The 26,890-nt window shown below is 41.7% G+C and carries 22 protein-coding genes; 16 read left to right on the forward strand and 6 right to left on the reverse strand.

The genetic code is table 11. From position 1 onward, the window contains the following. Window positions 1-30 precede the first annotated feature (30 nt). The 12 genes from Q4Q49_RS19760 (at window position 31) to Q4Q49_RS19815 (ending at window position 14,183) form a co-directional block, all read left to right on the forward strand. Window positions 31-1,269, forward strand: coding sequence for a SpoIIE family protein phosphatase (locus tag Q4Q49_RS19760; protein WP_006083685.1), 1,239 nt, complete (start codon window positions 31-33; stop codon window positions 1,267-1,269). Beyond that, the gene (locus Q4Q49_RS19765; RefSeq protein WP_006083684.1) at window positions 1,262-1,657 is read left to right on the forward strand and encodes an ATP-binding protein; all 396 of its coding nucleotides are present in this window, start codon (window positions 1,262-1,264) and stop codon (window positions 1,655-1,657) included. Before Q4Q49_RS19760 ends, Q4Q49_RS19765 begins: the two co-directional genes overlap by 8 nt. 284 nt (window positions 1,658-1,941) lie before the next feature. Continuing rightward, the gene (locus tag Q4Q49_RS19770) at window positions 1,942-2,298 is read left to right on the forward strand and encodes an STAS domain-containing protein (RefSeq protein WP_006083683.1); all 357 of its coding nucleotides are present in this window, start codon (window positions 1,942-1,944) and stop codon (window positions 2,296-2,298) included. Between the two features lie 23 nt (window positions 2,299-2,321). Then, window positions 2,322-3,563 carry a polysaccharide biosynthesis/export family protein gene (locus tag Q4Q49_RS19775; RefSeq protein WP_006083682.1) on the forward strand — a complete coding sequence of 414 codons (1,242 nt, stop codon included), beginning with the start codon at window positions 2,322-2,324 and terminating at the stop codon, window positions 3,561-3,563. A 13-nt stretch (window positions 3,564-3,576) separates the two neighbouring features. Then, window positions 3,577-4,992, forward strand: a complete 1,416-nt coding sequence (locus Q4Q49_RS19780; protein WP_006083681.1) for a hypothetical protein — start codon at window positions 3,577-3,579, stop codon at window positions 4,990-4,992. Beyond that, the gene (locus tag Q4Q49_RS19785) at window positions 4,947-6,188 is read left to right on the forward strand and encodes an O-antigen ligase family protein (RefSeq protein ID WP_312000235.1); all 1,242 of its coding nucleotides are present in this window, start codon (window positions 4,947-4,949) and stop codon (window positions 6,186-6,188) included. The genes Q4Q49_RS19780 and Q4Q49_RS19785 overlap by 46 nt, the downstream gene beginning before the upstream one ends. A gap of 241 nt (window positions 6,189-6,429) precedes the next feature. Continuing rightward, window positions 6,430-7,770: an oligosaccharide flippase family protein gene (locus Q4Q49_RS19790; protein ID WP_063883078.1), complete on the forward strand. Its 1,341-nt coding sequence runs from the start codon at window positions 6,430-6,432 to the stop codon at window positions 7,768-7,770. Continuing rightward, window positions 7,767-8,822 (forward strand): glycosyltransferase family 2 protein, encoded by a 1,056-nt coding sequence (locus Q4Q49_RS19795; protein ID WP_063883077.1) that lies wholly within the window; start codon window positions 7,767-7,769, stop codon window positions 8,820-8,822. Before Q4Q49_RS19790 ends, Q4Q49_RS19795 begins: the two co-directional genes overlap by 4 nt. 277 nt (window positions 8,823-9,099) lie before the next feature. Then, window positions 9,100-11,037 carry a WecB/TagA/CpsF family glycosyltransferase gene (locus Q4Q49_RS19800; protein WP_312000236.1) on the forward strand — a complete coding sequence of 646 codons (1,938 nt, stop codon included), beginning with the start codon at window positions 9,100-9,102 and terminating at the stop codon, window positions 11,035-11,037. Window positions 11,038-11,047: 10 nt separating this feature from the next. Next, window positions 11,048-12,493 (forward strand): NDP-sugar synthase, encoded by a 1,446-nt coding sequence (locus tag Q4Q49_RS19805; RefSeq protein ID WP_312000237.1) that lies wholly within the window; start codon window positions 11,048-11,050, stop codon window positions 12,491-12,493. A 2-nt stretch (window positions 12,494-12,495) separates the two neighbouring features. Continuing rightward, window positions 12,496-12,927 carry an adenylyltransferase/cytidyltransferase family protein gene (locus Q4Q49_RS19810; RefSeq protein ID WP_011846891.1) on the forward strand — a complete coding sequence of 144 codons (432 nt, stop codon included), beginning with the start codon at window positions 12,496-12,498 and terminating at the stop codon, window positions 12,925-12,927. A gap of 8 nt (window positions 12,928-12,935) precedes the next feature. After that, window positions 12,936-14,183: a CDP-glycerol glycerophosphotransferase family protein gene (locus Q4Q49_RS19815; RefSeq protein WP_312000238.1), complete on the forward strand. Its 1,248-nt coding sequence runs from the start codon at window positions 12,936-12,938 to the stop codon at window positions 14,181-14,183. Here Q4Q49_RS19815 and Q4Q49_RS19820 read toward each other — a convergent pair. Both Q4Q49_RS19820 and Q4Q49_RS19825 read right to left on the reverse strand, forming a co-directional pair. Next, complete coding sequence (locus tag Q4Q49_RS19820; protein ID WP_011846890.1) at window positions 14,176-14,613, reverse strand: hypothetical protein; 438 nt, start codon at window positions 14,611-14,613, stop codon at window positions 14,176-14,178. The two genes, Q4Q49_RS19815 and Q4Q49_RS19820, sit on opposite strands and share 8 nt — an antisense overlap. A gap of 270 nt (window positions 14,614-14,883) precedes the next feature. After that, complete coding sequence (locus tag Q4Q49_RS19825) at window positions 14,884-15,021, reverse strand: hypothetical protein (protein WP_227257753.1); 138 nt, start codon at window positions 15,019-15,021, stop codon at window positions 14,884-14,886. 867 nt (window positions 15,022-15,888) lie between these two features. On the opposite strand from Q4Q49_RS19825, the gene ltrA reads away from it, so the two are divergent. After that, entirely contained in the window at window positions 15,889-17,361 is a 1,473-nt protein-coding gene (gene ltrA / locus Q4Q49_RS19830) for a group II intron reverse transcriptase/maturase (RefSeq protein WP_312000239.1), read from the forward strand. A 258-nt stretch (window positions 17,362-17,619) separates the two neighbouring features. Here the strand turns inward: ltrA and Q4Q49_RS19835 are convergent, their stop codons facing one another. Further along, window positions 17,620-17,829 carry a helix-turn-helix transcriptional regulator gene (locus tag Q4Q49_RS19835; protein WP_011846888.1) on the reverse strand — a complete coding sequence of 70 codons (210 nt, stop codon included), beginning with the start codon at window positions 17,827-17,829 and terminating at the stop codon, window positions 17,620-17,622. A 127-nt stretch (window positions 17,830-17,956) separates the two neighbouring features. On the opposite strand from Q4Q49_RS19835, the gene Q4Q49_RS19840 reads away from it, so the two are divergent. The 3 genes from Q4Q49_RS19840 to Q4Q49_RS19850 are packed head-to-tail and all read left to right on the forward strand — an operon-like array spanning window position 17,957 to window position 20,232. Beyond that, a complete protein-coding gene (locus Q4Q49_RS19840) occupies window positions 17,957-18,172 on the forward strand; it encodes a hypothetical protein (RefSeq protein WP_011846887.1) in 216 nt (71 codons plus the stop codon). A 9-nt stretch (window positions 18,173-18,181) separates the two neighbouring features. Then, window positions 18,182-19,360, forward strand: a complete 1,179-nt coding sequence (locus Q4Q49_RS19845) for an Arm DNA-binding domain-containing protein (RefSeq protein WP_312000240.1) — start codon at window positions 18,182-18,184, stop codon at window positions 19,358-19,360. After that, window positions 19,357-20,232 (forward strand): HD domain-containing protein, encoded by an 876-nt coding sequence (locus tag Q4Q49_RS19850; RefSeq protein WP_011846885.1) that lies wholly within the window; start codon window positions 19,357-19,359, stop codon window positions 20,230-20,232. The genes Q4Q49_RS19845 and Q4Q49_RS19850 overlap by 4 nt, the downstream gene beginning before the upstream one ends. A gap of 12 nt (window positions 20,233-20,244) precedes the next feature. Here Q4Q49_RS19850 and Q4Q49_RS19855 read toward each other — a convergent pair whose 3' ends face one another. The 3 genes from Q4Q49_RS19855 to Q4Q49_RS19865 form a co-directional block, all read right to left on the reverse strand. Beyond that, a complete protein-coding gene (locus Q4Q49_RS19855; RefSeq protein ID WP_312000241.1) occupies window positions 20,245-23,337 on the reverse strand; it encodes a site-specific integrase in 3,093 nt (1,030 codons plus the stop codon). Further along, the gene (locus Q4Q49_RS19860; protein WP_312000242.1) at window positions 23,322-25,592 is read right to left on the reverse strand and encodes a hypothetical protein; all 2,271 of its coding nucleotides are present in this window, start codon (window positions 25,590-25,592) and stop codon (window positions 23,322-23,324) included. Before Q4Q49_RS19860 ends, Q4Q49_RS19855 begins: the two co-directional genes overlap by 16 nt. 62 nt (window positions 25,593-25,654) lie before the next feature. After that, window positions 25,655-26,838, reverse strand: a protein-coding gene (locus tag Q4Q49_RS19865) for an IS3 family transposase (protein WP_312000243.1) whose coding sequence is annotated in 2 segments (ribosomal slippage) — window positions 25,655-26,583 and window positions 26,583-26,838 — 1,185 coding nt in all. Because the reading frame shifts where the segments join, the coding sequence is not laid out codon by codon here. Window positions 26,839-26,890 lie beyond the last annotated feature (52 nt).

Raw genomic sequence — 26,890 nt, forward strand, 5'->3', positions numbered from 1 at the left:
TTGAGCATCCCTTATGAAAGGAGGCGTACTATGCCATTATCCTCAATAACTACGCAGCAGCCTGAAATCTTATCTGTGTTGGTAGTGGAAGATACTGAGAGCGAGCGATTATTTATTTGTAACTTACTGAGACAATTTGGTTGGCTGGTCGAGAGCTGTAACAGCGCATACGCAGCACTAGCATATTTAAAGCATAGTTCTGTTCATGTAGTGATTAGCGATTGGCGTATGCCAGGTATGACAGGGATAGAACTGTGTCAAATATTGAAGAATGTAAACCTCCCACCTTTTGTCATTTTGCTAACCGCTAATAATCAAACAGCAGATATCGTACTAGGAATTGAAGCTGGTGCAGATGACTTTATTTGTAAACCATTCAATCCCGCATTGCTAAAAGTAAGAATGCTAGCTGCTATGCGGATCATGCAGTTACAACAAAACTTAGCAAAAAAAAATCAACTGTTACATCAAGGGCTTGAAAAAGAAACCGCGTTACTGAACACAATACAAAAAGATTTAATATCCGCAGCAAAGGTTCAACGCGAGCTATTACCCCGAGTGCAAGAGCTCCCAAATAATTGGCAGTTACATCATCGATTTCAACCTGCTAATTACCTTGCTGGGGATACTTTTCAATGTTTTGACTTAGGTGAAAATCAACTAGGTTTTTATCTCATCGATGCAGCCGGACACGGTATTACAGCTGCACTGCAAAGCGTGAGTTTAGCGCAGCGTTTATCGATGGAAAGAACAAATTGGCACCAACAATCCCCAAATGAAATCGTAAATGCATTGAACCAAGAACTAAGCGATCCAGATAATACTGGGCGATTTGTCACTTTGCTTCTAGGCAAGATTAATACTTCAAACGGCGAAGTGCAGATTTGTAGTGCCGGACATCCTTCGCCTCTCCTGTTAACTAACTCCGATTGTGAATCTCTCGTTCTCGAAACTGAGTTGCCCATAGGAATACACAGTGCAATACAGTATAAAAATCAAAATTTTAAGATGAAACCAGGTACACGATTAATACTATTTTCCGATGGCGCCTACGAATGCAAACATGAAAAATTTGGCATATTTGGTCTAGACCGTTTACAACAATTATGTGAAAAAGCAAAAAATCTGAGCAGTGAGCAATTACTACACCATCTAAGTCATGCATTAAAACTGTGGCAATGCAACAACATACAAGACGATATATCAATGATGTTAATTACTTATCCATCACAACTTATGCCAAGACTACACTGGAGGTATTATGAATAGTTTACAGCTCAAACTTACCCAAGAACAATGGCGTATTCAGCAGTTTTGCCCTGAGTTAGAACAGTTTATGCTTTTGCAGAATGTACATGAACGCCAAAGATTTAAAGTAATTATTTGTGTACTTGAGGCTATTAATAACATACTCGACCATACTGAAGCGGGCTTAGAGCAAATAGTGCTAATTATGCATTGCAATGATGATCGCATTATTGTTGACCTGCTTGACCACTCGACCGTTTTGCCTAAGATTGAGCCTCATCATTGCCCAGAACAAATGAATGAACATGGCCGTGGTCTATGGATTATGTATAACTGGATGGATGAAGTTCGATTTCAGCCCACTGTGCTTGGTACTCATTTAAGGTTAATTTTACTCCGCCGACATTAGTTTTGTGGCGAAACTATTCAAAAAATCCTATTCACACTTACTACAGTGATGTGATGACCATTATTTAACAGGTTAATCAAACAAGAATAATCATAGTAGAATTGAGTACTACTTTTATATGGTTAGCAATTTGCAATGCAAATTGCTAACCGACCATAAACAGAGTTGATAATTTAGAAAATCAATTAAAAATCAATTAAAAATCAATAGTTAAAGTATTGGCCTAATAAATGCTTTCCCAATATGCATACTAAATTGTTAACAGCCTTAAAGAGGAAAGCATCATGAAATTCTCCCCGATAGAAAAACAGAATGCGAGCATAGTGACATTCCCAACTGAAATGATAATGGCCAATACTCCAACTCATAGAGCAGCTTTGTTGCGGCATATGGAAAATGGTACCAATCGGCTAATTATTAATCTTGAAGAGGTGAAGTATATTGATTCAAGTGGATTATCAGTGCTTATCTCAGCCCTTAAATATGCACAGTTACACGATGGTGAGATTTTACTCTTATCCCCATCTGATAATGTTAGATCATTAATTGAGCTCACTCGACTACATCAAATCTTCACTATTTATGAATGCCAAGATGCTGCTATCGCACATCTAAGCCATAGTTCGATGCAAGTTAATTAAGCATCAATATCAAGGGGAAGCTCATGAATAACCGTCAAGGTAACCAATCATTAGTACTGAACTGCAGCTCCGCACTGCTTTGCTTAGCCTTAAGTGCCTGCACCACCCCTATGCACTCACAACAAGATAAGCTGTGCCAGCAGCAGTCAGATCAATATTGTCATTACTTCGGTACACAAGTTCCTTATCAACGACAGGCAAATCTCGCACTACTCAATAGTCAAACAGAGGGCGTGGTACTTAATTCTGATGAAAATCAGGTGATTAGTGCGGACTTTTATCAAGAAACCGTCCTTAACTTACAGCTTTCTGTGGGGGATAAGCTACATATTAGTATTTTTAATGGGGATGATTTCAATGCCGACGTTGAGATTGATGCAAACGGACAAATTTACTTACCTTATTTACCGCCGATTTTAGCTAAAGGCAGTAATATTAATACGCTTAAAACAAAGATCGCTCAAACCTTGGTAAACGAGCAACTAATGCACCCTAATAAAATTAGGATCAGCATCAGTCCAATCGCTTGGGCTCCTATAGAGGTCACTGTACTTGGTGCCGTGTTTGAACCTGGCCAACATTTGATAAATAAAAAATCCGATACCGAAATCAAAGACGACGATAAAATTCATAGCGGAGATCAAGCACTAGACAGAACTATTAGTGCCGCACTGCGTTCATCTGGTGGTGTGCGCCCAGATGCAAAAATAAATCAAGTCTGGGTTATCCGAGGAGATAAACAGTATTCTTTTGACTTAACGGGCGTAATGAACGGTGAACCAGTTCCCGATTTTTTATTAAGTGCGGGAGATCAAATCCTCGTTCCCAGTTCCCACAATTTTCAAGACAAACTAGTACGGCCTTCACAAATTACTATACCAGGTATAAGAGTTTTTATTTCAAATTTAACACAGCCAGCCAGTAGCAATTCTCAATCTGGGCTCGACACTGAAGCAACGCGTTTCCCCTATGGCACACGCTTACTCACAGGAGCGATAGCGGCAAATTGTATAGGTGGAGCTCAAAGTACTAATGCTAGCCGTCATGTACTTTTAGTAACCCGAAATCCCTTATCCGATGAAACCGATATTGTTGAGCGATCAATGGATAGCTTGATCCGTCAGTCTTGGCAACCCCAAATGAATCCAGTGCTGCTGCCTGGTGACGGCATAGCCTGTTATGACTCAGGTATAACCAATATTCGAGAGATAGCTCGCAGCCTGACCGATGTGCTGATTCCCACCAGTATTTTGGGTTTACTCTAATACTGAGGACATTATGATGAAAGCACGTCATGAGACACATCAACTGTTGTGGATAAAACGCGCTCTCGTCAATGGCAGCAATTTATCTCCAATAGCGCGCCGTAAGTTATACATAAAAACCGTACTATTAACTTTAGCTTTGATCTGGCTACTTGTACTCGTGATACTGTTCATTACTCCAACGCGCTACACCAGTAAATGGGTATTAATTTTACCCGGCGCAGGTGCTGGCGCCATGGTAAGTTTAGATAGTATTGGTCAAGCAAGCAGTTCAAGCAGTTCACCTTATTTAAGTTCGGCAATTGATCCTCGCGAAAACTATAAGGCTATTGCTTTGAGCGATATTTTACTCAGTACAACGGCTAAAGAACTAAATATCACGGCTTCGGCATTAGGTATGCCTAAACTGAAGTTACCCAGTCAAACCGGCTTAATGGAATTCACTATAAATGCCGCGACTCCAGAGCTAGCCGAGAAAAAAGCATGGGCACTATATCAACATTTACAAATAATGTTGTCACAGCTCAGAACAGATGAAATCCTTATCCGGGAAAATGGGGTCAGAATTGGACTCGAAGGATTCGCCAGTAAAGTAAAACAGAGTCAGTCAAATATTTTAGCATTCCAATCAAAAACAGGGCTGGTTTCTCTCGATCAATTTAAAGAAGTGGCACTCACAATAGAGCGCCTTCGTCAAAGCCAAGTCAATCTCAGAGCCAAACTTGAAGGCGGGCTAGCCAGTCAACACCTATTGGAGTCTAGCCTGTCGCTTACTGCCAGCCAATCTGCGGATCTACTCAAACTTAAGAATGATCAATTATTCCAGCAGTTATTGCTCAAATATACTGAGTCCAGCTCACTCTTAGTCAGTTTAAGCGGTAATTTTGCTCAACAACATCCCCAAGTTTTAACTGCAAAAACTGAACAAAAAGTCATGCTAAATGCACTTAATAGTCGTTGCCAGAAACTCCTTTTACGTTGCGATCCACAATTAATGGTGATCCTATCTGTGGATGATATTGATGGCCGAGCCGAATTGATGCAAAAACTAATTAATTTCGCCACTGAAAATGCAGGGTTTAGCGATGAACTAGCATCATTAACTGAACAAATTGACCTATGGGAAACTCGCTTAAAACACAGTAACGATGATGCCGCTAAATTAGAAGATTTACATCGAGATCATCAACTGGCGACGGCAGTATTTACCTCTGCAATTGCTAAAATAGATGTAGGTAAAGCTGATATTTTCTCTGCATATCCTTTATTACAACTATTTTCACCGCCCAGCCGTCCAGAAAAAGCCGATAAGCTAGGGTTTATTTTGACTCTCATTGGTGGCATTGCCGCCTCTATCATGGTAATTGCAGGATTGAGTATATTATGGATACGCAAACCCTTACTCCAGAGAATCCTGACGAACGAGTAGTTTGGCTAGCAATTACTGGGACCTACATCTTTTGGATCCTTGGCGCTATGTATTTAATAGCACCAGTAATTGGTTGGATTTTAGTTCTTAAGATCATTGGACGAGTACTCTTCCATGCCGAAGGTATACGCATTTCTTTTCCCGTAATAAGTTGGATTGGCGCGATGCTACTCATGTTATTTGCCCTAGTCATTGGGCATTTAATAGAAGGGTTGGGTCTTGCTCAGCTGATAAAATCCTCTATCGGCTGGGCAAAGGGCTGGGCATTATTGGCTATTTTTCCACTCATAGGCGGAATGCAAATAAGACCAGAATTAATTTATCGGGCTAGCTGTGTGGTCGGTAAACATACATTAATACTATTTCCATTATTCATTTTAGCTTGGAGAGTAGGTTTACCAAGTACGCTCTATGTCTCACCGTTAAGTATTATTGGTGGTCCTGGTCCTGAGTTTTTCAGCGTAAGCCTATATGAAATCGACCCTGGTAGCGGAATTCCACGCTGGCGCCTATTTACTCCATGGGCTCCAGCTCTTGGTATGGTGGGTAATCTGTATTTTTTATTTGCTCTTCAGGAAACGGATAAACGCTATCGTTTGTACGGGATCATTGGGAGCATAATTATGGTACTCATTTCCCAGTCAAGACTTGCGATACTTTGCTGTTTTGCACTAATCGTTTATTTCAATTTTATTCGTTATGCTAAATATCCTTGGCTTTATCTGCTATTGAGCCCAGTCTTTTTATTGGCCGGGGTGATCGGGGAGACTGTGCTATCCACGATAGAATCAAGCATTCATAGCGTCAAAGCTGCCAGAGCAGATTCAACTCGTGTACGCGAAGCACTTGGGAATATTGCCGTCGAACGCTGGGCAAATGAGGCCGTAATATGGGGTCATGGCATAGTTGAACGTGGTCCCCATATGGTTGAATACATGCCAATAGGCTCACATCACACTTGGTATGGGTTATTATTCGTAAAAGGTATTGTCGGTGCTATAGCGCTTGCATTACCACTGCTAGTAAGCATTTGCTGCCTACTATCCTCCGTTATGCAATCACGGCTTTCTGCCGTTGGTATGGCAATTATACTCATACTACTGCTATACACATTTGGAGAAAATCTCGAGATCCTTGCTTACCTTTTCTGGCCTGGATTAGTTATTCTCGGCGCCGCTCATACTCAAACTAAATAACCCCCCAATTAAGCCCTATTCAACGATACCGGCCTCTCACGTGTTATTTGCATCTTGATTTGCATTTTGCAACCAACAAATGTTTATAACGAAAGCATCGACTATACTCATTATCACAAGCAAACATAAGATATTGTTATTTAATAAAATAAATAAAATAAATAAAATAAATAAAATTTTGAATTATGGCACGGAAACTGTATTACCTCATCAGGTCAAACTCAGTTGAATAGGTTGTTTGATGAAAACGTTAGCGCAGATAGGTGCAATATGGCACATACAAGGCACTAAACGCCTTGCAACTAATATGCTTTGGCTTGGTTCAGCACAGGTATTAGGGCGTGTCGTTCGTTTAGGCAGCAGTATTATTCTTGCGCGTTTACTCACGCCAGATATCTTTGGCCAAGTGGCAATTATTCTAACCTCGTTTGAAATTATAAGTATTTTTATTCGCAGAATAACCTCTGCACCATTAATAAAAATGCAAGACTCTGATTTCATATCCCATTTAGCCAGTGCCAACGGACTTAACTGGTTTGTGTGTTTATCGTCTTTTGTTGCCTTGAGCTTACTCAGTGGCCCCATCGCTATTTACTATCAAGATATGTCGATAGTTAAGCCTATGATACTCATGGCAACAAGCTTCTTATTACTCCCCTTTGGTATGATCTATGCCACAGCAAACTTAAGAAACAATAGAATGCGCGTTGTTGGTAGAGCAAGTCTTTGGCAAACCATTGCTGATAGTGTTCTTACTGCAATATTGGTACTTTGTGGTTTTGGAATATGGGGAATAGTTATTCCCAAAGTGTTGGTAGTATTAATTTGGATAGGGATCCATCGTTATCACAATCATCTCACCATCAGTTCGACATCAATTTTTGATAGACAAGGGAAATATTTTATTAAACATTCCTGTGCACAAAAATGCCGGAATTTATTGCACTTCGGACTTATGGTAGGTATTGGGGATTTTAGTTTAGCATTAAGACAGAATATCGATTATTTATTAGTAGGTTATTTTTTAGGCGTAGAAGCACTTGGTGTATATTTTTTTGCAGTAAATGCCAGTTTAGGTGTAAGCCTTGGTCTAGTACAAAGTTTTGGTACCGCGTTTTACTCCCACCTCTGTCATCCCGATAGTGAAAACGCATTACAGAAATACCGTCACGCCCTGCTCAGTATCATGTTAGTTACACTTCCCATTATTAGCTTGCAAAGCATACTCGCACCTTGGTATTTACCGATTGTTTATGGCGAACATTGGCTTGATGCTGGCGCTTTGCCTATATTTATTTTGCTGTGCTTAAGTGGTTTAACGCGCCCATTAGGTGAAGCTGCAAGCCAACTGCTCATCTCAAGCGGCCTAAATCAATTAAATCTCTTGTGCAATTTTGGATTTGTTGCGCTTCTCACTCTTGCTATAAGCCTAGGATCACTGTGGGGACTTACAACTGTCGCCATGAATATCTTCGTTTGCTACCTGATTTACATGCCACTATTTGCTTATTTTGTTATGAAACCCACGGCCAAAAAACTTGGCTTAATCACTCTATCTCCCTCATTAGGAGGTTCATTATGATCCCTTCAGTTTCAGTCATTATGCCTGTTTACAATGTTGAAGCCTTTGTGTCTAAGGCGATTCAGTCCGTGTTAGCTCAAAGTTATACTGATTTTGAACTCATCATAGTGAATGATTGCGCAACCGATAACAGTTTAGCTAAATGCCAGAACTTCTCCGATAGTCGCATAAGAATAGTGACCCATACTGCTAACAAAGGGCTGGCCGCGGCGCGTAATACTGGAATACGCCACGCAATTGGTCGCTATGTGGCTTTTATCGACTCGGATGACCTTTGGCATCCTGATAAATTAATGCTCCATGTTGAGCACCTGAAAAACTCTCCAAAGGTAGGGATCAGCTTTTCACGGTCTAGTTTTATTGATTACCATGGAAATCCTATTAACTTTTTCCAAATGCCACAATTAACCAACATAAATCCTGGTCATCTACTGTGCAGAAACCCAGTTGGTAATGGTTCCGCCCCTGTGATCCGCCGCGAAACATTGAATGAAATCCGTTTTCAAGCATTGAATCATACCGAAAGCTACAGTTGTTATTTTGATGAAAATTTTCGCCAGTCAGAGGATATTGAATGCTGGTTTCGTATTTTGGCCACCACACAGTGGAAAATGGAAGGTATTCCCGAACCCTTAACTTATTACCGATTAAATCATGGTGGTTTATCGTCAAACTTAACTAAGCAGCTCGCGTCTTGGGAGCAAATGATAACTAAAGCACGCCGTTTCGCGCCTAAAATCTTAAAGATTCACGAAAATGCAGCTAGAGCCTATCAACTTCGCTATTTAGCACGGCAAGCTATTCGCCTTGGGGATGGGAAAATGGCAAAAAATCTAGTTAATCAAGCTTTAATTACCTCGCCGACAATATTGATCACAGAGACGAGTCGCACACTAACAACGCTATTTGCAGCTTATTTGCAGTGGTTACTACCCAGCAGTATCTACAAAATCTGTGAAACTGCGGGGCAGTATTATATAGGATACCGCCAAAAAATGCGGATTAAACGTGATGGTGTAAAGCCTTCAGTATTGTCATCAAATCTTAAGTAATCTTTATCGACCTTATCCCGCATATGCACATGCGGGTTAATAACCCTAACGTTAAACTTTATCACTGTAGTTCGTTTGATTTATTCCGACTTTTATTTGCAGCTTGCATTGCAAACTGCAAATAAGAAATTTTCTTTGTTAAAAAATAAGTTAAATCAATGATTTTCAATGAGTTTAAAGTATGGCCTACATTGTGCATTGTTAGGTAAAGGCTCTGAGTTAAATAATAAGTAGCAGTAACTCTTGAGCAACCAATAAAGTCAGTTAGGAGTTAATGATGAACACATTGAACCTGAGTAAAACATGTATACCAACTCTTTGGTCAATACAATTCGCAGATCGCATTATCGCACTAGCTGCATTGCTGCTTTTCTTCCCTCTAATCTCATGTATTTATCTTTATCTCAAAGTCATGAATAAAACTAAGCTAGAGCGCGTTTATATTCATGGAACCGATAACCTGGTCGGTTTATATCAATTCCCCTATCAAGGGTGGACTCATCAACTACCTGTTATTATTAATATTATAAAAGGTGATATAGGTCTACTGGGTGATGAAGTTCATTTTTCGTTTGAACCAAAACCAGTGCTTTTTTGCCGTCCAGGCTTAGTGTCAATTTCATCGATGCAACGCAGGATAGGCATCGACTTTGAAGACAGTTTTCCCTCTTTACGGAAAGCATATTCAAGTCTGTGGAATTACCTTTTAGCTTTAGTCAGAGTCACAATTAATAGTGCATTAACTTCCAACAAGACATCACAAGCAGAGCGAATTTCACTATTTGGGTTGTCACTACACAATGCAACGATGAATGGCATGCTAAATCTTATTGTGTCGAAAGCAAAAACACCGGCGAAAAGCCTAACTCAATTTGCTTTTGTTAATGCTGACTGCCTCAATAAAGCTTACACAGACAGTCAGTACCATCGTGAGTTAAATAACTGTGAAGCGATTTTTGCCGACGGAATCGGCGCTAGAATAGCTTGCCGTTGGCTAGGTGTTGGATTAAAAGCTAATCTCAATGGCACCGATATGCTCCCACTACTTTGTGAGCAATTGATAAAAGAAGAACTGTCCCTGTTTTTATTAGGCGGCGCACCAGAAGTGGCACATCAAGCTGCGCAACAATTACAACTTTCACATCCTATGCTTAAGATTGCGGGAACTCATCATGGTTTTTTCCATGAAGCCGACACGAAATCGGTTCTTAAAATCATTAACTCATCAGGTGCAGCAGTTTTACTTGTTGCAATGGGTGCACCTAAACAAGAACTGTGGCTTGCAAAATATCATTCTAAGTTAAGCCCCGCCGTTGGTATTGGTGTAGGTGGTCTATTCGACTTTTATTCTAATCGCATCAACAGAGCACCACTCTGGTTAAGACAAATGGGTATGGAATGGATTTGGCGCCTAATACAAGAGCCTAGGCGCATGTGGCGTCGCTACATATTTGGTAATCCTTTGTTTTTATTAAGAGTAAGAAAAGAAGTACGCCAACTTAATAATCAGAAACCACATCAATCTGAAACAAAAACCAACGTAATCAACTATCCAAATTTGAGTAAATCCAGCACACAGCAACGCTGCGGCCGTATTCAACTGCGCTTATTACTTAATCGTATTGCCAAACGCAGTTTGGATGTGAGTGTTGCAACATTTGCATTGGTGTTACTGGCGCCCTTACTTCTGCTTGTGGCGTTATTCATTCGCCTCGAATCACCAGGAGCGGTCCTTTTTAGCCAACAAAGGGTTGGGAAGTTCAATCACACTTTTACTATGTGGAAATTCCGATCTATGTATCAGGATGCAGAGGCTCGCTTAGCAAGCCTACAAAAGACTAACGAAATGCAAGGTGGGGTTATTTTTAAAATGAAATGTGACCCCAGAATCACTCGCATCGGTAAATTTATTCGAAAAACCTCTATCGATGAGTTACCTCAACTTTGGAATGTCATACTCGGCGATATGTCCCTTGTTGGACCGCGCCCAGCATTACCTAGAGAAGTCGCTCAATATAGCCCCAGTGACCGCCGTAGATTACAAGTAAAGCCTGGAATTACTTGTATATGGCAAGTATCTGGACGCTCAAATATTCCTTTTGACAGGCAAGTCGAGCTGGATGTTGATTACATCTATCAACAGTCTCTAACTGAGGATATCTATTTGTTAATTAAAACAATCCCTGCAGTTATCTTCAGTCGCGGTGCCTATTAAGGAGAATGCTATGCAAGCCATTATTTTCGCGAATCGTCATGGAAATGAGTTATCGCCATTGGATGAGCAATATTGCCCTGCGCTACTACCAGTGGGAAATCGAGCCTTAATTGAGTATACGCTCGAAGATGTTGCAGATGCAGGAATCACTCAAGTTAAGCTGGTTATTTCAAGCCATGCTGAAAAGATAGAAGCTTATTTAGGTGATGGTAGCCGCTGGGGTGTAAAGATTGAATATTTCCTGACTAAAGTACAGGAATCGGTTACTCAAGTTATGTCACGAATGAAACTGGATTTAAATGAGGAAACCTTAGTTGCTCGAGGCGATATATTGCGCTCTCCTTGTATAAATTGCTTCGTTAATTATTGCAAAAACATAAAATTACGCTTAGTACGCCCGAAGCTAGCTGATTTAAATCCAGGATTATTAATGCTGCCTGCGGCGCAAAATCACTTACATTTACTCGATTGGCCATTAGACAACACCACATTATGTGCGGAAGCTATAACTGAAATTTTACATGGTCAATGCGCCATGCTCGATAGCTTTGAATCCTATCTTTACGCCAACTTGACAATCGCAGATGCAAGCTTTTACGGGCTGACAGCCTCGGGACGTCCGAGTGCCAGTATCAAACCGACTAAATATTTTTACTTAGGAGCCAAAACAAGAACAGGGTTACTTTCGCGACTACATGCTTGGGGAGCCATAGGTGAACAAACATGGATTGCACCTAACGTAAACATGCAAAATAAAATTGTTATTGGCAATAAGTGTCTGATTGAAAAAGATTGTAATTTAAATGATTGCTTAATTTTAGATAATAGCTTTGTTGGCGAAGGTCTCAATATCGATAACTGCATTATTAGTCAGAATGTACTTATTAATGTAGGGCTAAAATCCGCGATAAAAATCAATGATCCTAGATTAATTTCCACAAGTCATAAACAGATACCTCATACTGAGTCTTTTTTAATTCGGCTAATTTCCCTATTAATATTATGTTTAAGCCTGCCACTCTGGCCCATACTGTTTACTTGGGGGGTCATACATTCATGGCATGGCTTTATCAAAATGCACTTAATAAGTAATCAAAATAAATTGCTTAACAGTTGGCGCTTTAATATACCATATCAATGTCTTGCATTATTACCTCAGCTTTACCATGTGTGCCTCGGAAAATTGCATCTAATGGGATTGAGTGCAAAAACAGAGCAATCACCATATACAGCACAAGAACCAAGTAAGCATGGCGTTTATGGCCCAGTTCAATTACTCGCACCATATGCTATACCAGAAGAAGAAAAAATCATTATAGAGCAAGACTTCAAGACAAAGAATAAACGTGATCAAGTTCGTCAACTATTAAAACAAAATTCTAGGGCTGTACATTCAGCCTTGGGTACACAATCAATACAAGCCCATATTGACTCTCACTCAAGCAAGAGGAATTAATCATGAAATCAATCATCACTTATGGTACCTATGATCTGTTCCACTATGGTCATGTGAGATTATTTCAAAGACTCAAAGCGATGGGAGATAAACTTATTGTTGGTGTATCAACAGATGAGTTTAATTCTCTCAAAGGAAAAGTGGCTTTTTTTAATTACCAGCAACGTATAGAGATGATAAGTGCCTGTAAATATGTAGATTTAGTGATACCTGAAACTCACTGGCAGCAAAAAGCTAAAGATATTGTAGAACTCAATGTGAATATCTTTGGTATGGGTTCTGATTGGCAGGGGAAATTTGATTATTTAAAAGAGTTTTGCCAAGTGATTTATTTGGAAAGAACAGATGCTATTTCAACCACTGAAATCAAAACCAACTTGGCAGTCCCTCGCTCAAACAGCATCAGATTGCCATCCTCCGCCTTGATTAAGTGAGGTTCATCATGAAAACAAACTTATTTACTTCATTATTAAAGAAATGTATTTATGGTCTTTCATGGTTTTTTCCGCGACAAGGAAATAAAGCTGTATTTGGTTGCTATAAAAACCTTTTTGCGGATAACAGTAAATATTTATATCTGCACTGGCACAAAAATAAATTTATGCATGTAATTTGGATTAGTGGTGATGCATCACTAGTTAACGCGCTGAGGAAGAAAGGATTTATCGCCTATGAACGATGGAGTTTAGAAGGTGTTTATCATGTACTAACGGCAAGATTTTACATATATAATAGTTATATTGGTGACGTCAATCAGTGGTTTGCTAGTGGTTCAATTAAAATCAATCTCTGGCATGGTTCCCCGTTGAAAAGGATTGAGTTTGATATAGACCACGGACCTCTAGCGCATAAGTATCAATCCAATTCATATTGGCAAAAAACTTGGCATTCACTACTATATCACCAAGAATATGTTCGACCTCAGTTGATGCTCAGTCCAAGTCCATTAGTTGACCGTTTATTTTGCAGCGCCTTCAGATTACAAAAAAAACAATTGCTCAGTTGCGGTAATCCAAGAACTGATTTTTATCGCCGCTATCCGGATAAATGTCAAAGTATCAATTCAAAACCTGATGGTACAAGCTATAAAAAGGTCATACTGTATGCCCCATCTTGGCGAGATGCCAACTTAAGTAATACTGAAACAGTACAATCCCCCTACGAAAAAGCCTTCAACTGGGGTGTGTTATCCCAGTTTTTAGTCAATTCAGACTGCTTGTTTTTGTTAAGATTACACCCGAATGAAAGACATTATGCTAAACACTTTAGTGCATACCCTAATGTAAGAGATATCAGCAGTTGGGAGGATGTCTACGGTATCTTACATCAAGTAGATCTGTTACTTACGGATTATTCATCTTTATTTATTGATGTATTACCGTTAAATATCGCTATAGTTTTCTACCTTTTCGACCATGAAAGCTATATTAAAAATAGCCGTAATTGTTACGAATATAGTCAATGTCTACCACAAGCTGGGCTAATTGCATATGGGTTCGAAGAATTAATAAACATATTAAAAAATAATACATCAAAAAAACAGACAGAAACGTTACATCTTGCCTATACACAATTACAAAAACTCTATTGGCAAGAAATGAATGAACATTCAGATTGCTTTGAGCTGCTTGAACGTTATATCTGTCGCCGCAATTTACTAAAGTCTCCATTAAATACACAAATTAGCTAAATAGGTCTTTAAACCAATCCCAAATTCCTAATGATATCTCGGGGAAAATATTAATACCTAGGGACGATTTCAGTAGATATAAGAGCAGCAGTCCAAACAGTACGCTCAGTAGCATAAAACCGAGCACTAATGCAGAGAAGGCCAGCAATGAAAACCGCTTTTCACGGCGAGTATAAGCGCGTTTATTTTTACCTAAGAGAAACACATAGTAAAAACGCCACTTAATAAATGGAAGCGAAAAAGTACCACGACTATCAACAAAATGCTTACCCCAAGTACGGTCACCTAAGGCAATTCTAATACCCATTAGTTGCTCATTCGTATAGCTATCACTTATCTCCGGCGGCAACTTTGAAAGTAACTTGGAAATAATGGGATCTTGTCGAATATTCGCTAGTTCGGCTATGTAAAACTCTTCTAATTTTTCCATTTTTTTTTAAGAAACTAGTAACTCACATTATAGACCGAAAGCGATAAAGCCACAAAATACATAATGTTCTGGTCTAACACCATCGGACATATATGGGGTTCAGTCTGTGGTGGCTTAACAATATTAAGCCATTGCCAAGATTTGTTGAGGACGTGAAAGTAGAAAAAACTTCAAGCCGTTGCGGTCGAGTTCGACAGTGATCCATGAATGGGAGGCAATCAAATCGACAAAATAGCGCTTCAAATCATCGGTAGTCAGGGTGTAGGGGCATCAGTCAAAATAAGTCGCAATGCGGCGTATCGCTCGGCTATAGGCATCAATGGTTGCAGGCCGCTTGCCTTGCAAGGTTAAGTTGGTAAGATGTTGTTCATAAAGTAAATCAAAGCGTTGTTGTTCGTGAATGTCCATGATGATACTCCTAGATTTGCGACCGAAGCTGGGCGCGCCTAGCAAGTATTTAGGACGAGGGTGAAAAGGATGGCTTTATCATGTTCCTACCGCAAAGCGGCTTCGTTCAACAAAGCGTTTAAGAGGGATTCATGCCGCGTGGCATTTTTTGTAAGCGATGAGTTTTTATGGTGAAGGTCGTCTGCGGAAAGTTGATTTAGGCGGCATTCACCCCTTAACGCGGCGTTACCCCATAGAAATATTAATCCGAAACCAACTGATTAGAGTAAAAAACCTAACGCGTTTTTGTCCGTGCGACCTGAGGTCGTATGAAGCGCTGTTCACCGCGATAAGAGTGAACCATCTGTATCACCAGATGACCCTAAGGCTCTGAATAAAGCAGCGAGTCTGACAATGTAACGATATTTGGCTTTATGCCGAATGGGAACTGAATCGTGAGAGGACGTTCTTCCTGATAACCACAATCGGGTAAGTGCTAGGGTGTCAGTATGATGAACGTAAGTGAATCCATATAAGGTGCGTTATACGTGAAACAGCGGAAGTGGTTAATACGCTGTGGCCAAAAGGCACGAGAGTTGGAAAGAGATTGGACAGTGCTCTTTCGTGATCAAATAACTCTCCGCACTATAGTGGGCATCTAACCTGACGTTGCGCGACATACGGAGCAGGGTAAGCCTGTATTGCTCCCCTTGGGAAAGCAGTCTGCGAAGACTGCCGATAGTCATGCAGGTAAAGGAGGCTAGAAAAAGCGAATGTCGCATTGTAATGATGCGGATACTGATTTTATCAGGCGCGAAAGCGAGCTGACTTCTAGCTGGTCTCCCGTTGCAAGATGATTTGAAGAACTTTATTCAAGGAGAAACGCAAATGATGGCTTCAAACGAAGTTAGTGCACCTCCTGACAATGCTCAATGGCAATCCATTAACTGGAAGGCGGTTAAGCAACATGTATTAAAGCTTCAAATGCGCATTGCAAAAGCAACCCGAGAAGGTAAACACGGCAAGGCGAAAGCATTGCAGTGGATATTAACCCACTCTACATCAGCAAAATTGCTTGCTGTTAAAAGAGTTTCTCAAAATAAAGGCAGCAAAACACCAGGGATCGACGGCATTATTTGGAATAGTGATGCTCGTTGTATGACTGCGGTGAATCAACTGAGCCGGAAAGGCTATCATGCCAAACCGCTCAGGCGTATCTACATCCCCAAGAAAAACGGCAAGCTCAGACCTTTAGGCATACCCTGCATGATAGACAGAGCGCAGCAAGCGCTTCATCTTCTCGCCTTGGAGCCTATTTCGGAAACGGTGGCCGACCTCAATAGCTATGGCTTTCGACCTAACCGAAGCGCAGCAGATGCAATTGCACAGTGCTTCAAATGTTTATGTATGAAACGCTCTAGCCAATGGGTTCTTGAGGGTGACATCAAAGCTTGTTTCGATAAGATAGGTCATCAATGGCTCATCGACAACATTCAATTAGATAAACGAATGCTGAAACAATGGCTTGGGTGCGGTTATGTTGACAAAGGATTGTTCTATAAAACAGCAGAAGGAACACCGCAAGGAGGGATAATTTCCCCTACGCTGATGTTGCTCACGCTGGCTGGGTTAGAACAATTGGTTAAGTCTATTGCCTGTAAAACAGGTAATAGTGTCAACTTTATCGGATATGCAGACGATTTTATTATCACAGGTTCTTCGAAGGAAGTGCTCGTTAATGAAATTAAGCCGCAACTAATTGGTTTTCTACAGGAAAGGGGCTTAACACTCTCTGATGATAAAACTCACATAACTCATATCGATGATGGTTTTGACTTTCTGGGATTCAATATCAGGAAGTACAACGGCAAACTGCTCATTAAACCGAGCAAGAGCAACGTTCTATCATTTTTGAGTAATCTACGTGAATTCATCAGAAAACATCCAACAATCCCCGTTAACGATTTAATCAAAATATTGAATCCGAAACTGAGAGGATGGGCGAACTATTATCGCCACAGTGTTGCAAAGCAAGTTTTTGGTTATGTAGGGCATCAACTTTTCTGGTTGTTATGGCGTTGGGCCGTTAGGCGTCATCCAACTAAAAGTAAGGACTGGGTGAGGCGTAAATACTATATGAATCGCATAGGAGGATGGCAATTTCACGGTTGGCAGAAAATCGCCAACATGGACTGCCATTTTAATCTGGTTCAGATAGCTCAAACGCTGATAAAGAGACATGTGAAAATCAGGAGCGCAGCCATACCTTACGACCCCGAATATGAAGCTTACTTAAGTAAGCGGAAACGGGCAAAGGAAGGTAGAAACTCTTGGTTCGAACCCGTCTTGGCTGCGATGTAGGGTGCTGGGTAACAGAATACGCCTTAGTGGAGGGGAGGCTTGAGCCGTATGCAGTGAAAGTTGCACGTACGGTTCTTAGGAGGGCGGCACTTGGTAACAGGTGCCGTCTATCCGACAAAAGCGTGCTGGGTATCTCCTTCATACAGACTGGTTACACTAGTGCCCATTAGCTATCCGCAATAGACTGCGGATAGCTGAGTAAGATAGACAAAGTTGAAAGCCGGCAAATTACATAATACTCATTTCAAAATCTTATTGTTAATTATTGGGCTTATCGAGCTCAAACAGATCACCCACCTGTATGTCTAAATACTTACAAAGTACCTCAATTACATCAAGTTCCACTCTTGTCGCTGTTTCATTGTAGAGACGGTGGAGGGTATTTCTGTTTATACCTGTATCTCGTGATACTTCAGCTATTTTTTGTTTTCTCTCGCCCAAGATCCGAGACAAGTGACACTTTACCATAAAATCCTCCTTGAGAAGAAAAAATACCTGCAAAAGAGAAAAATGACTTGCAATGATTTATTTTAGTGCTAAATTCTCTTCTGCGGGTCATTTTTGTTTTTAGAAGAGAAAAAAGCGAGGTTTGATTATGCCATATACCTATCTTACAACTGAAGAACTATCTGCGCGTATCCGCTATGACGCTCGTACTATCCGCCAATGCTTAAAGGATGCGGTGCTCTTTGAAGGTGTGCATTACATTCGGCCTTTTGGCGGACGAAAAATTCTCTACATATGGGAACGAGTTGAGGAGTCTATGTTGCTTGGAGCCTCTGCCCATGATCTGATAAATCAGCTGAACTAGGGGGTTGCCATGGGAACTGTAAATAGCCGAGATGGCAAACTTTATCTAGATTTTCGCTATAAGGGTGTACGTTGCCGTGAGCAGACCAGTCTTGCCGATACTCCGGCGAATCGACAAAAATTAAATAAACTGTTGTTAATGCTGGAACAGCAAATGAAAGCTGGTTCATTTGATTATCGGCATCATTTTCCTAATAGCTCTAAAGTCGAACACTTCACTCAGTTAGCTAAACTCAGTCAATTCCATGCTGCTGGTGGGCGCATGTTGTTTAGTGCCTTTGCTAATCTTTGGCTGGACGAGAAGCGGGTAGAATGGCGCGCGAGTCAAATTGAGACGGTAGAGGGGATCTTAAGGTGTCACCTCATACCCGCGATGGGGACTAAGATGATAGCCACTATCTGTAAGCAGGATATTCTGGGTTTGCGTCTAAGTCTTTGTGAGGTCGATGCACTCACAAATCGTTCGCTGTCAGCTTCAAGAATCAATCACATCATGACTTATTTACGATTAATCCTAAATGAGGCTGCTGAGCGCTTTGGTTTTCAGACTCCTTGGCGAAATATCAAAGCGTTACCTATGCCGCGAACGGATATTCAACCATTTTCGTTGGTAGAGGTATATCGGATTATCGAGAGTGTAAGGGATGATTTTCGCCCTTACTACACCGTTCGATTTTTTACAGGTATGCGCACAGGGGAAATCGATGGTCTGACGTGGGAAAATATTGATTTTACGAACAGATTGATCCACATCCGCCAGTCATTAGTTCGTGGCAGCCTTGGTCTAACTAAAACGTCAAGTTCAGACCGCGCGATTGCAATGAATCAGCCTGTATATGAAGCACTTCAGGCCCAAAGTGAGCTAACCAAAATTCGGAGTAAATTCGTTTTTTGTAACCGCCGTGGTGACGCACTGAGCCATCAGAATGTGACCAAACGTGTTTGGTATCCACTGCTGGAAAGTTTGGCACTCGAAAAGCGAAATCCTTACCAGACCAGACACACTGCAGCAACCCTGTGGCTTGCAGCTGGAGAGAGCCCAGAATGGATTGCTCGGCAGTTAGGTCATGCCAATACGGGTATGTTATTTAGGGTGTATTCTCGCTATGTACCTAATTTATTAGGGCAAGATGGCGCAGCGTTTGAACGGTTGATTGGTAATGGTCCAAAAGGGGGGGCGTCAAAATGAATATCAGATCCCGAACAAATAATGCTGATGACTTGGCCTGGGTACATCTGATAGAGCGGAGAAAACAGGTGGAGTTGTGGCAATTTAGCTGCTTAAGACAGTCTTATACACTAGAGCTATCCCCCAATGTCATGGAAGGTGTAAAACCTGAGGGGCAGCTAGTGATGGTTCAGTGGAGCCCTAGTAATGATTTGCAGCGGGTAAAAGTAACCTTGAATATCCATGAGGTTACCGATCAAGCTGCTGTGAATCACCATTTTAAACTTGTCCCCGCAGGTTGTGAGTCAATCATTATCGATATTTGGGGGATTTTGGGACTTATCCATGATGAGGCATTAAGACGCTTTTACTTAGCAGTATTGCTCAATAATGAGCTGATGGGGCAGTTTTTTAACGCTAGAGCGAGCCGAAGTCATCATCATAATCATGCTTGTGGATTACTGGAACATAGCCATGAGGTGGCAGTTACGGCGGCAATGCTGTGCTGGCGATACAATGTTGGGCCTTTAAGTGTCGGCGTAGCTTTTATCGGTGGTCTTTTACACGACATAGGTAAAATTCACCTTTTTTATAATGCAGATACTCGGGATGGCATTGCGGGGTCACACGAGTCATACAATTTTATGGTGTTGGCTGAGCCATTAGAGTTGTTGTATCGAAGCTCCCCCAAGGTATTTGAGGCGTTGAGTAGTTGCTTGTCGGTCAAGATCGGGCGCCGCTCTGAGGCTTATATTCCGGCCTCTATGGTGAGATTATGTGACAATCTCTCCATGGAAGTATGCCATTGGCGCACCGCTTTTGCAGATGTGCCTCCACATCATTGGTACGCTCATTCTGCTATGAACGATCAATGGTATAAGCGGCTTGGATGAAGCATGATGACATTAACGCTGTTCCCATTGCTTTATTTGCTCCGCTTTGAACAGGATAATCGCCAGCTGGTGGAATAAGGTTTTCAGTGCCGAGGAGGAATATTGGCTTATTGTTTCGTCGCCGCGTTTTTTGATGTGCTTTTGTTCATTGGCATGACGTAAAAATAATGCCCCAGATCCTTCTGGATATTCATTTTTTTTCTGTAACGTGTAGCAAGTTATCTGAATGTTGTGGTGGCATTTCCACTGATTATAGGGTTTTCCATATTGGTAATGCAGTTTTAGGTGCCAGCGCTTCCAAGTAAAAAGTTTGCTTACCACTGCCATGAATCGCTGAAACTCTGTTTCTTTGTCAAAGAAAATCGACGTGTGGCTGCTGGTTGTATGCGTTAAGCAATACTGAATAGCCCATTGTAATTCGACTTTTCCCTCTGGAGTCGAATTGAGTTCGCGACATGCTTGTAGAGCCGAAGAGATATCTTTTCGATCAGCAATGTCAGTGGGTTCTGCGGGTAGCAGCGCATTACAACGTCTTTTTGAAAACAATCGGTCAATACCTCGTGGTGTTTTTAACATCCGAAGTGCAGTTGCAGCATCTATCCAGCGTTTGACGAGTTCAGGAGTGAGGCGATACTGAAGGGCAACTTCTTGATATTCATGGCCACGCTCAATCCCCCTGAGCACAGCCAAGGCTTGAATATAGTGGCTGCTTTTTTCAACTTCATTTTTCTCAAGGATTATACCTTGACGAATACTGCTCACCGGGCCCATAAAAGGGACTAGCCGCTTTCTAAAAAATGGCAGCAAACGTACAGGGGTGATGTTTCCTGATTTTTGCATCACTTTATAACGGTGTGGGCGTACTCCAAGTGCAATGTTCGCTGTTTCTTCAGGTATTTCTTGAGCGTTTACCGCCAAATGGCAGCCCAGCAGTAAATCGGTAAAATGTAAGTAGCTTCTAAATGTTATGTCTGGACTACTATGGCCAGCAAACACAGCCAACGCAGAATATCTATCTCGCAACCGGCCTTCACCAAATATCAGTTTAGATATTGTCCACTTTTGTGAAGGTGGGTATGGCAACATCGCCTTGATAACTTCAGGTAATGTGATTAAGTCATCATGGGCAAGGAGTTGAAGTCTGGACAATGCTGTATGGCGAAGATGATATAGACGATAATAAATTCCGCCAGTTAACTGAGACAATATCTCTTTCACCATTAAGGATATTTGACCAGTATTGACAACTTCAAAGGGATTACCCTCTGCGTGAAAGAGCAATTCGTTATAACGCTTACGGCAAGCCATAAGGCGATCCCTAAGATAGCTTTCCATTAAACTTTTTTCGTTGTCGGTCAACAAAGGGAATAAAGGCACTTTTCGAAGCGCAGAGTCGGTTTTGTTATGCCCGTGGCGGCTTTCACGAACAAATAGCCAGCCGACAGAGGAAGGCTCAATGTCTTTTAGACGCAGTTTGGCGACTTCACCGGGTCTGAGACCTGTACGATAGGCAATGAGCAAATAGCACTTTAACATCCGTTTGGCAGCATGGTCTAAATCGTCTATGTAATCGATTTGGCGAAGCAGGGCTGAAAACAGTGCCTCATCAACAATGGCTGCACTTACATGGGGAGTAATATCGCTACCTTCGCTTAGTGGTTGATTAAGAGGAGGGAGATCAAATTCTTGTTGTGCGAATAAGTGTAGGTTCTCAAACCGACGAGCTTTATAGTGTAGTTCGTGCTGGGTATCAGTACGATTCATAATCTCTTGATAAAGCTCGATAAAATCGTCACTACTCAAGCTGTATAAGTCAACGCCTGCGGTCGCAGCCAACCAGTGGCCTCCAATTGCTCCAAAGTATCTATTCGCTGTTGATACTTCATTTTTCTCAGTAGTCAGGTGGTGAATTAGCCATTTAAGAAGGAGCTCTTCGTTTGGGCTGAGGCTTGCTTGTGTTAGTTCTTGTAAATGAAGAACAACTTGGCGCTTTCCTTGGGGATTGGCGTTATTCTGCTTAAATATTTCTCTTATTTGGTTAAGCAGGTATCGGTTACCTAGCTTAAAACGGTGTGATGGCGATGTTACTGAAGAGTCTGTTTGTATTGGATTATACCATTTCTTGAATTGAGCAAAGTTTCTTACGTTGCAGGATCCCGTTGCACCTTTAAATAATCTGAACCAGTAGGCATTGGGTAGGGATGCGCTTTTTTGACGTCCCAACGAATACTCTACCAACACTTGTGGTAACTCGACATCAGGTTGAGCCTCTGCAAAACAAATCCCACCTTGTTGAAACTGTTTTATTGGAAGAATGAGTTTAAGTTCTGACTTAATTATCTCTAAACATTGTTTGATTGATTTTGGGGGGCGCCAACTTCTTGTTCGGCTGTTTAGAAATGGCTTTATTAGCCCGAGACTTATTGGATCGGGGAAAAAATGAACCTCGACCTGAGCTTTATTGGGTCCCAAATCGTCTTGAACGGTGTAGACGTTACTGGCAAACTTCTTCCCTGGGGTTGGCCTCAACGTTAGCCAGCAAAGGTCCTTATTGCCATTTAACGGTCTATAGTCGGTTAATGCTTTCGCCAGCGCGGGCCAAAGTGCAGGTCGATTCAGGCCTCCATAGCAAATGCAGCTCATCAGCAATCTGGCAAAGCATTGTTGGGGATCGGATGTTTTATCAAGCTTGTCTAGCGAACCGTCAATTTTTGATGCGAAATCAGAAGTATTGTGTTGCCAAGTCAAATTTCTAAGCGGTCGAACTCTACGAAGAGTGAGATAGTCTGAGGGAAGATTGATCTGCCAAAGTCCTTGTCGGTTACCCGTTTCTAGTTGTCTGCAGATAAAAGCATATCCTCGGCGGTAAGCTGTTTCCGATTTGAGGGCCTTTCGCAGTTCTGAGTCAACCTGTGGCCAAACTGCCGAAAATCGGTCGTATTTCGGTGGTGTTTCAAACAGTTCAGGTAGATGATGTTCAAGTACGGCCAGAGCTTGTTTTATTATCGTTATATGACTTTTTTGCCGAGCAGCAGTTCTGGACTGATGCCCCAATAACCGTACTAGGGATTTCTGTTCATGTGGAAGGATCAGCGGGTTTTCCATGCGTCAACCACCGTAATTTCATGAGTGTTCAGTAGCGTTTCGATACGCTGAGCAATACGGTTGAGGTATTGAGTTGATAGCATGCTATGACGACCCATTGATTCTTCTCCAATATCTTCGTGTCCCATCCAACCATCTATTTCTGCCGGAACAACACCGAGACGCTTTAATTCGCTGCGCATGTGATGCCTCCCCCAGTTGCCAGGCCAGGGTAACTGGTCTCCAAGAAATGCTTTTACTCTGGCAGGCGTGAGTTCTTGCATAATTTGGGGGATGTTGTCCTGTTCTTGATGTTTTATAAAAAATAGAAGATTTCCGCTGCCTGTCATTGCCTCGTCTGCACGATTGAAAATATCTTTTGCGATGAGTTGACTGCGTTTTTTCAACTCTTGAAGATGTTGTAGATAATGTTCAAGTTGCTTCACTGCAGTCTGTGGAAGTATAAGTGTTCTAGCAGATATCCCATGTCGGTTTTCTTTATCGCTAATCCACCAGGTACTGTTATGGCTGTTGAAATCGGTACGTTGTCCCATTGGTGCATTAACATCGCGGTGACCGGTTGCAAACGTCAAAAGCGCCCATACGTAGCAGACATAGTGATTATGTAGTGTCGTGAGTTCTTCCAAAGATTGCTTTCGCGGGCGAGGAATTTGACTCCTCAAAACGCGAAAAAAATTGTGTAAAGTCCGTGGAGGGAGATGTAATGCACTTCCCAGTTGCTTTTTGATGGGCTTTACTTCGGGGAGTTGCGAAGCGATCTCAGCCATCTCGAAGATTGAACTCACGTATCTGTGGTGGTTTTCAATCAGTTTATCTGCATCGAAATTTGAATAGCTTAGTGCAGGCTGATTTCGGGGGGCTCGCACCTTTATGAGTCCGACTTCGGCACGATCTAGTCCATTATTGATATACCAGTGTTCAAGAAAACGGGTGATTCTTCCGAGACTTAAACGACATCGGTGTTGCTTGTTGATGTCATTAATGACTGACTTCAAGTCTGCAGTGCCCACGTTTTGAGTTAGCTTATCTTGTAAAAATTGAGGGAGCGGCAGCACCAAATGGTTTGTTATATTGTTCAAACATTTTTCTAGTCTTACATCTTGTTTGCTTGCTGGTACTGTGTGGGTTAGAGATATGCAAGGGCGATTTTTGTAATGTGTGAGACAAAATGTATTTGAAGATTGTCCTAGTGAAATAGGATCTCGACCGCATAGCAAGCACAGAAGTAGGGTTGAGCAGCTATCTGGGTTTACTCCAGTTTTAATTCCATTAGTCGTAAAACGAATGAGTTGACATATATCCCATTCGGTCAGCTGATTGTAACTGCAATTTAAGGACAACTGCATAATGCGGAGTTTTTCGGTCAGACACTTATGCTGTATAGCCCGTACCGCTCTTGAGGATGGGGGAGGGGATGTTTTTAGTCTATTCGTTAAGGGTTTATCTTCAATACGAAATGTTCGACCGGCTGTTACCGATATTGCCTCATCTCGTTCTTGAGCTGTCGTCGGTTTTGTGGATGCGACACATAGTTCTTTAACCTCAAGGCCTGCGTCTTCAAATGCATCAACGGGATTAAGTTCGATGAAGGTGTCAGGGCCTGAAATAGGAGGTATTCTAATTCTTCGTCGTCGTCTTTTGCTCCCTGATACTGCTTCTCTAAGCACTAACTCCAAGTAGCCAAGGCCGTATTCTTGTGGGGCAGGATATTTTTCCTTTCGTAGTTCTTTTAGTTTTGACACCAGTAGTTCAACTGATGTTTCATCCAATTCTGGCAGTATATCTAATAGTTTTCGATGCTTGGGGTCCATCGCTACCAGACGTAGCTCGCGTAATGCATTTTCATTTCCAGAGATTGCGAGTTGCTGGTCATGGGTATAGCGTATGAAACAACAGATAAGAACAATCGATTGGTATGCTGTGTATTTCGTTCTCCATTGTGGTGTGGCATTGGGGGGTAACACTGCACAAATGGTGGCAGCAAATGGGTATGATGTAAGATGCTTATTTTTCTTTAAAATTCCAAATATTTCAGTGTTACTGACAGAGCCTGAAGACATTTTTGTTATCAGAATTTTTACTAGCCTATCTATTAGTTCGAATTGCTCCCAATAGCCTGCTGGAAATGCTTGAATACTATAGGCTAGTTGCATTAACAGCGTTTGCTTGAGCTCTGGATTTAAATGCTCTGGCGCAAAATATTTGCTTAAAAATTCCTTTAATTTTTTGCTGGTGTTGCGTGCAGGAGGAGTCATTATTTGGGCTCCCATGGCATTGCTAATTCGGCGAGAATATCGACAGAATCAGATTGTAGTGGTCAACTAAATTTGGCCACAGCTTTAGAATCTTCCCAAAATCTTCGCTCTGATTCATTTGGGCTCAATCCTGCATTGTAATGATGTGGCCTGACTTCACAGTAATAACCAATGATGTAATCGGTCACATCTTGTTTAGCTTCGCTAAAACTCTTGTAGCCTTGTATCGGGAGCCATTCCGTTTTTAAACTTCTGAAAAACCTTTCCATTGGCGCATTATCCCAGCAGTTACCGCGACGGCTCATGCTCTGGCTGATTTGATATTTCCACAGCCGCTGACGGTATTTCAGGCTGGTATAATGACAGCCTTGATCTGAATGAAATATCAAGTTTTTAGGCTTCCCACGTGATTCAAAGGCCATACCTAAGGCCTTCACCGTTAACTCAGTATCCGGTGAAAATGACATCGCCCAACCGATGGCTTTTCTCGAAAATAAATCCAGCACAACCGCTAAATAACACCAACGATTACCCGCCCAAATATACGTCACATCGCCACACCAAACGGTGTTTGGTTCGACAACTGCAAATTGTCGTTTGAGTACATTTGGGATGGTCACATGCTCATTTTCAGCCTTCTTATAGCGATGCTTGGATTGTTGGCAACTCACTAAGCCAAGCTTTTTCATTAACCGAGTCGCCCGATAACGGCTTAACGTAAAGCCACGTTCAGAAGCGATGGTGGCTATACTTCGCGCACCCGCAGACTCCTTACTTTCAGCATGTATCGCTTTGATTTCACATTCTAAATGCCGCTGCTCAGGCGTCACCACAAGCTCACAGCTTGCCCAATAACGGTAGCTACTTCGGTTCACGTTGAATACGTGACATAACACTGAAATAGGGTATTTATTGCTCTGATTGAGTTTCTCGATTATCGAGAAATGTTCAGCGAGTCCGACATCAATAGAGCCGTAGCCTTTTTTAAGATTTCTTTCTCGAGATTTATCCGCTCAATTTCACGTTTAAGTGCCCTGATTTCAATCTGCTCAGGTGTCATGGGTGAGGCTTTAGGAGCAAGCCCTTGGCGCTCAACCTGAAGCTGTGTTACCCACTTACTGACTGTCGATTTACCCACGTTCATGGCTTTCGCGGCCGCTTCTTGTGTGTAACCTTGATCTATGACTAATTGAGCTGTTTCAAGCTTAATGGCGGCGCTATATCGTGCACGTTTACTTTTATTCATGTTGTCACCTAAATGGGTTATGAGGGGATCATAACATTTCTTATTAGGTGGC

Origin of the sequence: Shewanella sp. SP1S1-7 (assembly GCF_031932105.1) — a bacterium.
Taxonomy (GTDB): domain Bacteria; phylum Pseudomonadota; class Gammaproteobacteria; order Enterobacterales; family Shewanellaceae; genus Shewanella; species Shewanella baltica.

Excerpts from the sequence above, each read along its gene's own strand:
- Q4Q49_RS19760 (WP_006083685.1), top strand. The coding sequence starts at position 31 with ATGCCATTATCCTCAATAACTACGCAGCAGCCTGAAATCTTATCTGTG.
- Q4Q49_RS19765 (WP_006083684.1), top strand. The coding sequence starts at position 1,262 with ATGAATAGTTTACAGCTCAAACTTACCCAAGAACAATGGCGTATTCAG.
- Q4Q49_RS19770 (WP_006083683.1), top strand. The coding sequence starts at position 1,942 with ATGAAATTCTCCCCGATAGAAAAACAGAATGCGAGCATAGTGACATTC.
- Q4Q49_RS19775 (WP_006083682.1), top strand. The coding sequence starts at position 2,322 with ATGAATAACCGTCAAGGTAACCAATCATTAGTACTGAACTGCAGCTCC.
- Q4Q49_RS19780 (WP_006083681.1), top strand. The coding sequence starts at position 3,577 with ATGATGAAAGCACGTCATGAGACACATCAACTGTTGTGGATAAAACGC.
- Q4Q49_RS19785 (WP_312000235.1), top strand. The coding sequence starts at position 4,947 with ATGGATACGCAAACCCTTACTCCAGAGAATCCTGACGAACGAGTAGTT.
- Q4Q49_RS19790 (WP_063883078.1), top strand. The coding sequence starts at position 6,430 with ATGAAAACGTTAGCGCAGATAGGTGCAATATGGCACATACAAGGCACT.
- Q4Q49_RS19795 (WP_063883077.1), top strand. The coding sequence starts at position 7,767 with ATGATCCCTTCAGTTTCAGTCATTATGCCTGTTTACAATGTTGAAGCC.
- Q4Q49_RS19800 (WP_312000236.1), top strand. The coding sequence starts at position 9,100 with ATGAACACATTGAACCTGAGTAAAACATGTATACCAACTCTTTGGTCA.
- Q4Q49_RS19805 (WP_312000237.1), top strand. The coding sequence starts at position 11,048 with ATGCAAGCCATTATTTTCGCGAATCGTCATGGAAATGAGTTATCGCCA.
- Q4Q49_RS19810 (WP_011846891.1), top strand. The coding sequence starts at position 12,496 with ATGAAATCAATCATCACTTATGGTACCTATGATCTGTTCCACTATGGT.
- Q4Q49_RS19815 (WP_312000238.1), top strand. The coding sequence starts at position 12,936 with ATGAAAACAAACTTATTTACTTCATTATTAAAGAAATGTATTTATGGT.
- Q4Q49_RS19820 (WP_011846890.1), bottom strand. The coding sequence starts at position 14,613 with ATGGAAAAATTAGAAGAGTTTTACATAGCCGAACTAGCGAATATTCGA.
- Q4Q49_RS19825 (WP_227257753.1), bottom strand. The coding sequence starts at position 15,021 with ATGGACATTCACGAACAACAACGCTTTGATTTACTTTATGAACAACAT.
- ltrA (WP_312000239.1), top strand. The coding sequence starts at position 15,889 with ATGATGGCTTCAAACGAAGTTAGTGCACCTCCTGACAATGCTCAATGG.
- Q4Q49_RS19835 (WP_011846888.1), bottom strand. The coding sequence starts at position 17,829 with ATGGTAAAGTGTCACTTGTCTCGGATCTTGGGCGAGAGAAAACAAAAA.
- Q4Q49_RS19840 (WP_011846887.1), top strand. The coding sequence starts at position 17,957 with ATGCCATATACCTATCTTACAACTGAAGAACTATCTGCGCGTATCCGC.
- Q4Q49_RS19845 (WP_312000240.1), top strand. The coding sequence starts at position 18,182 with ATGGGAACTGTAAATAGCCGAGATGGCAAACTTTATCTAGATTTTCGC.
- Q4Q49_RS19850 (WP_011846885.1), top strand. The coding sequence starts at position 19,357 with ATGAATATCAGATCCCGAACAAATAATGCTGATGACTTGGCCTGGGTA.
- Q4Q49_RS19855 (WP_312000241.1), bottom strand. The coding sequence starts at position 23,337 with ATGGAAAACCCGCTGATCCTTCCACATGAACAGAAATCCCTAGTACGG.
- Q4Q49_RS19860 (WP_312000242.1), bottom strand. The coding sequence starts at position 25,592 with ATGACTCCTCCTGCACGCAACACCAGCAAAAAATTAAAGGAATTTTTA.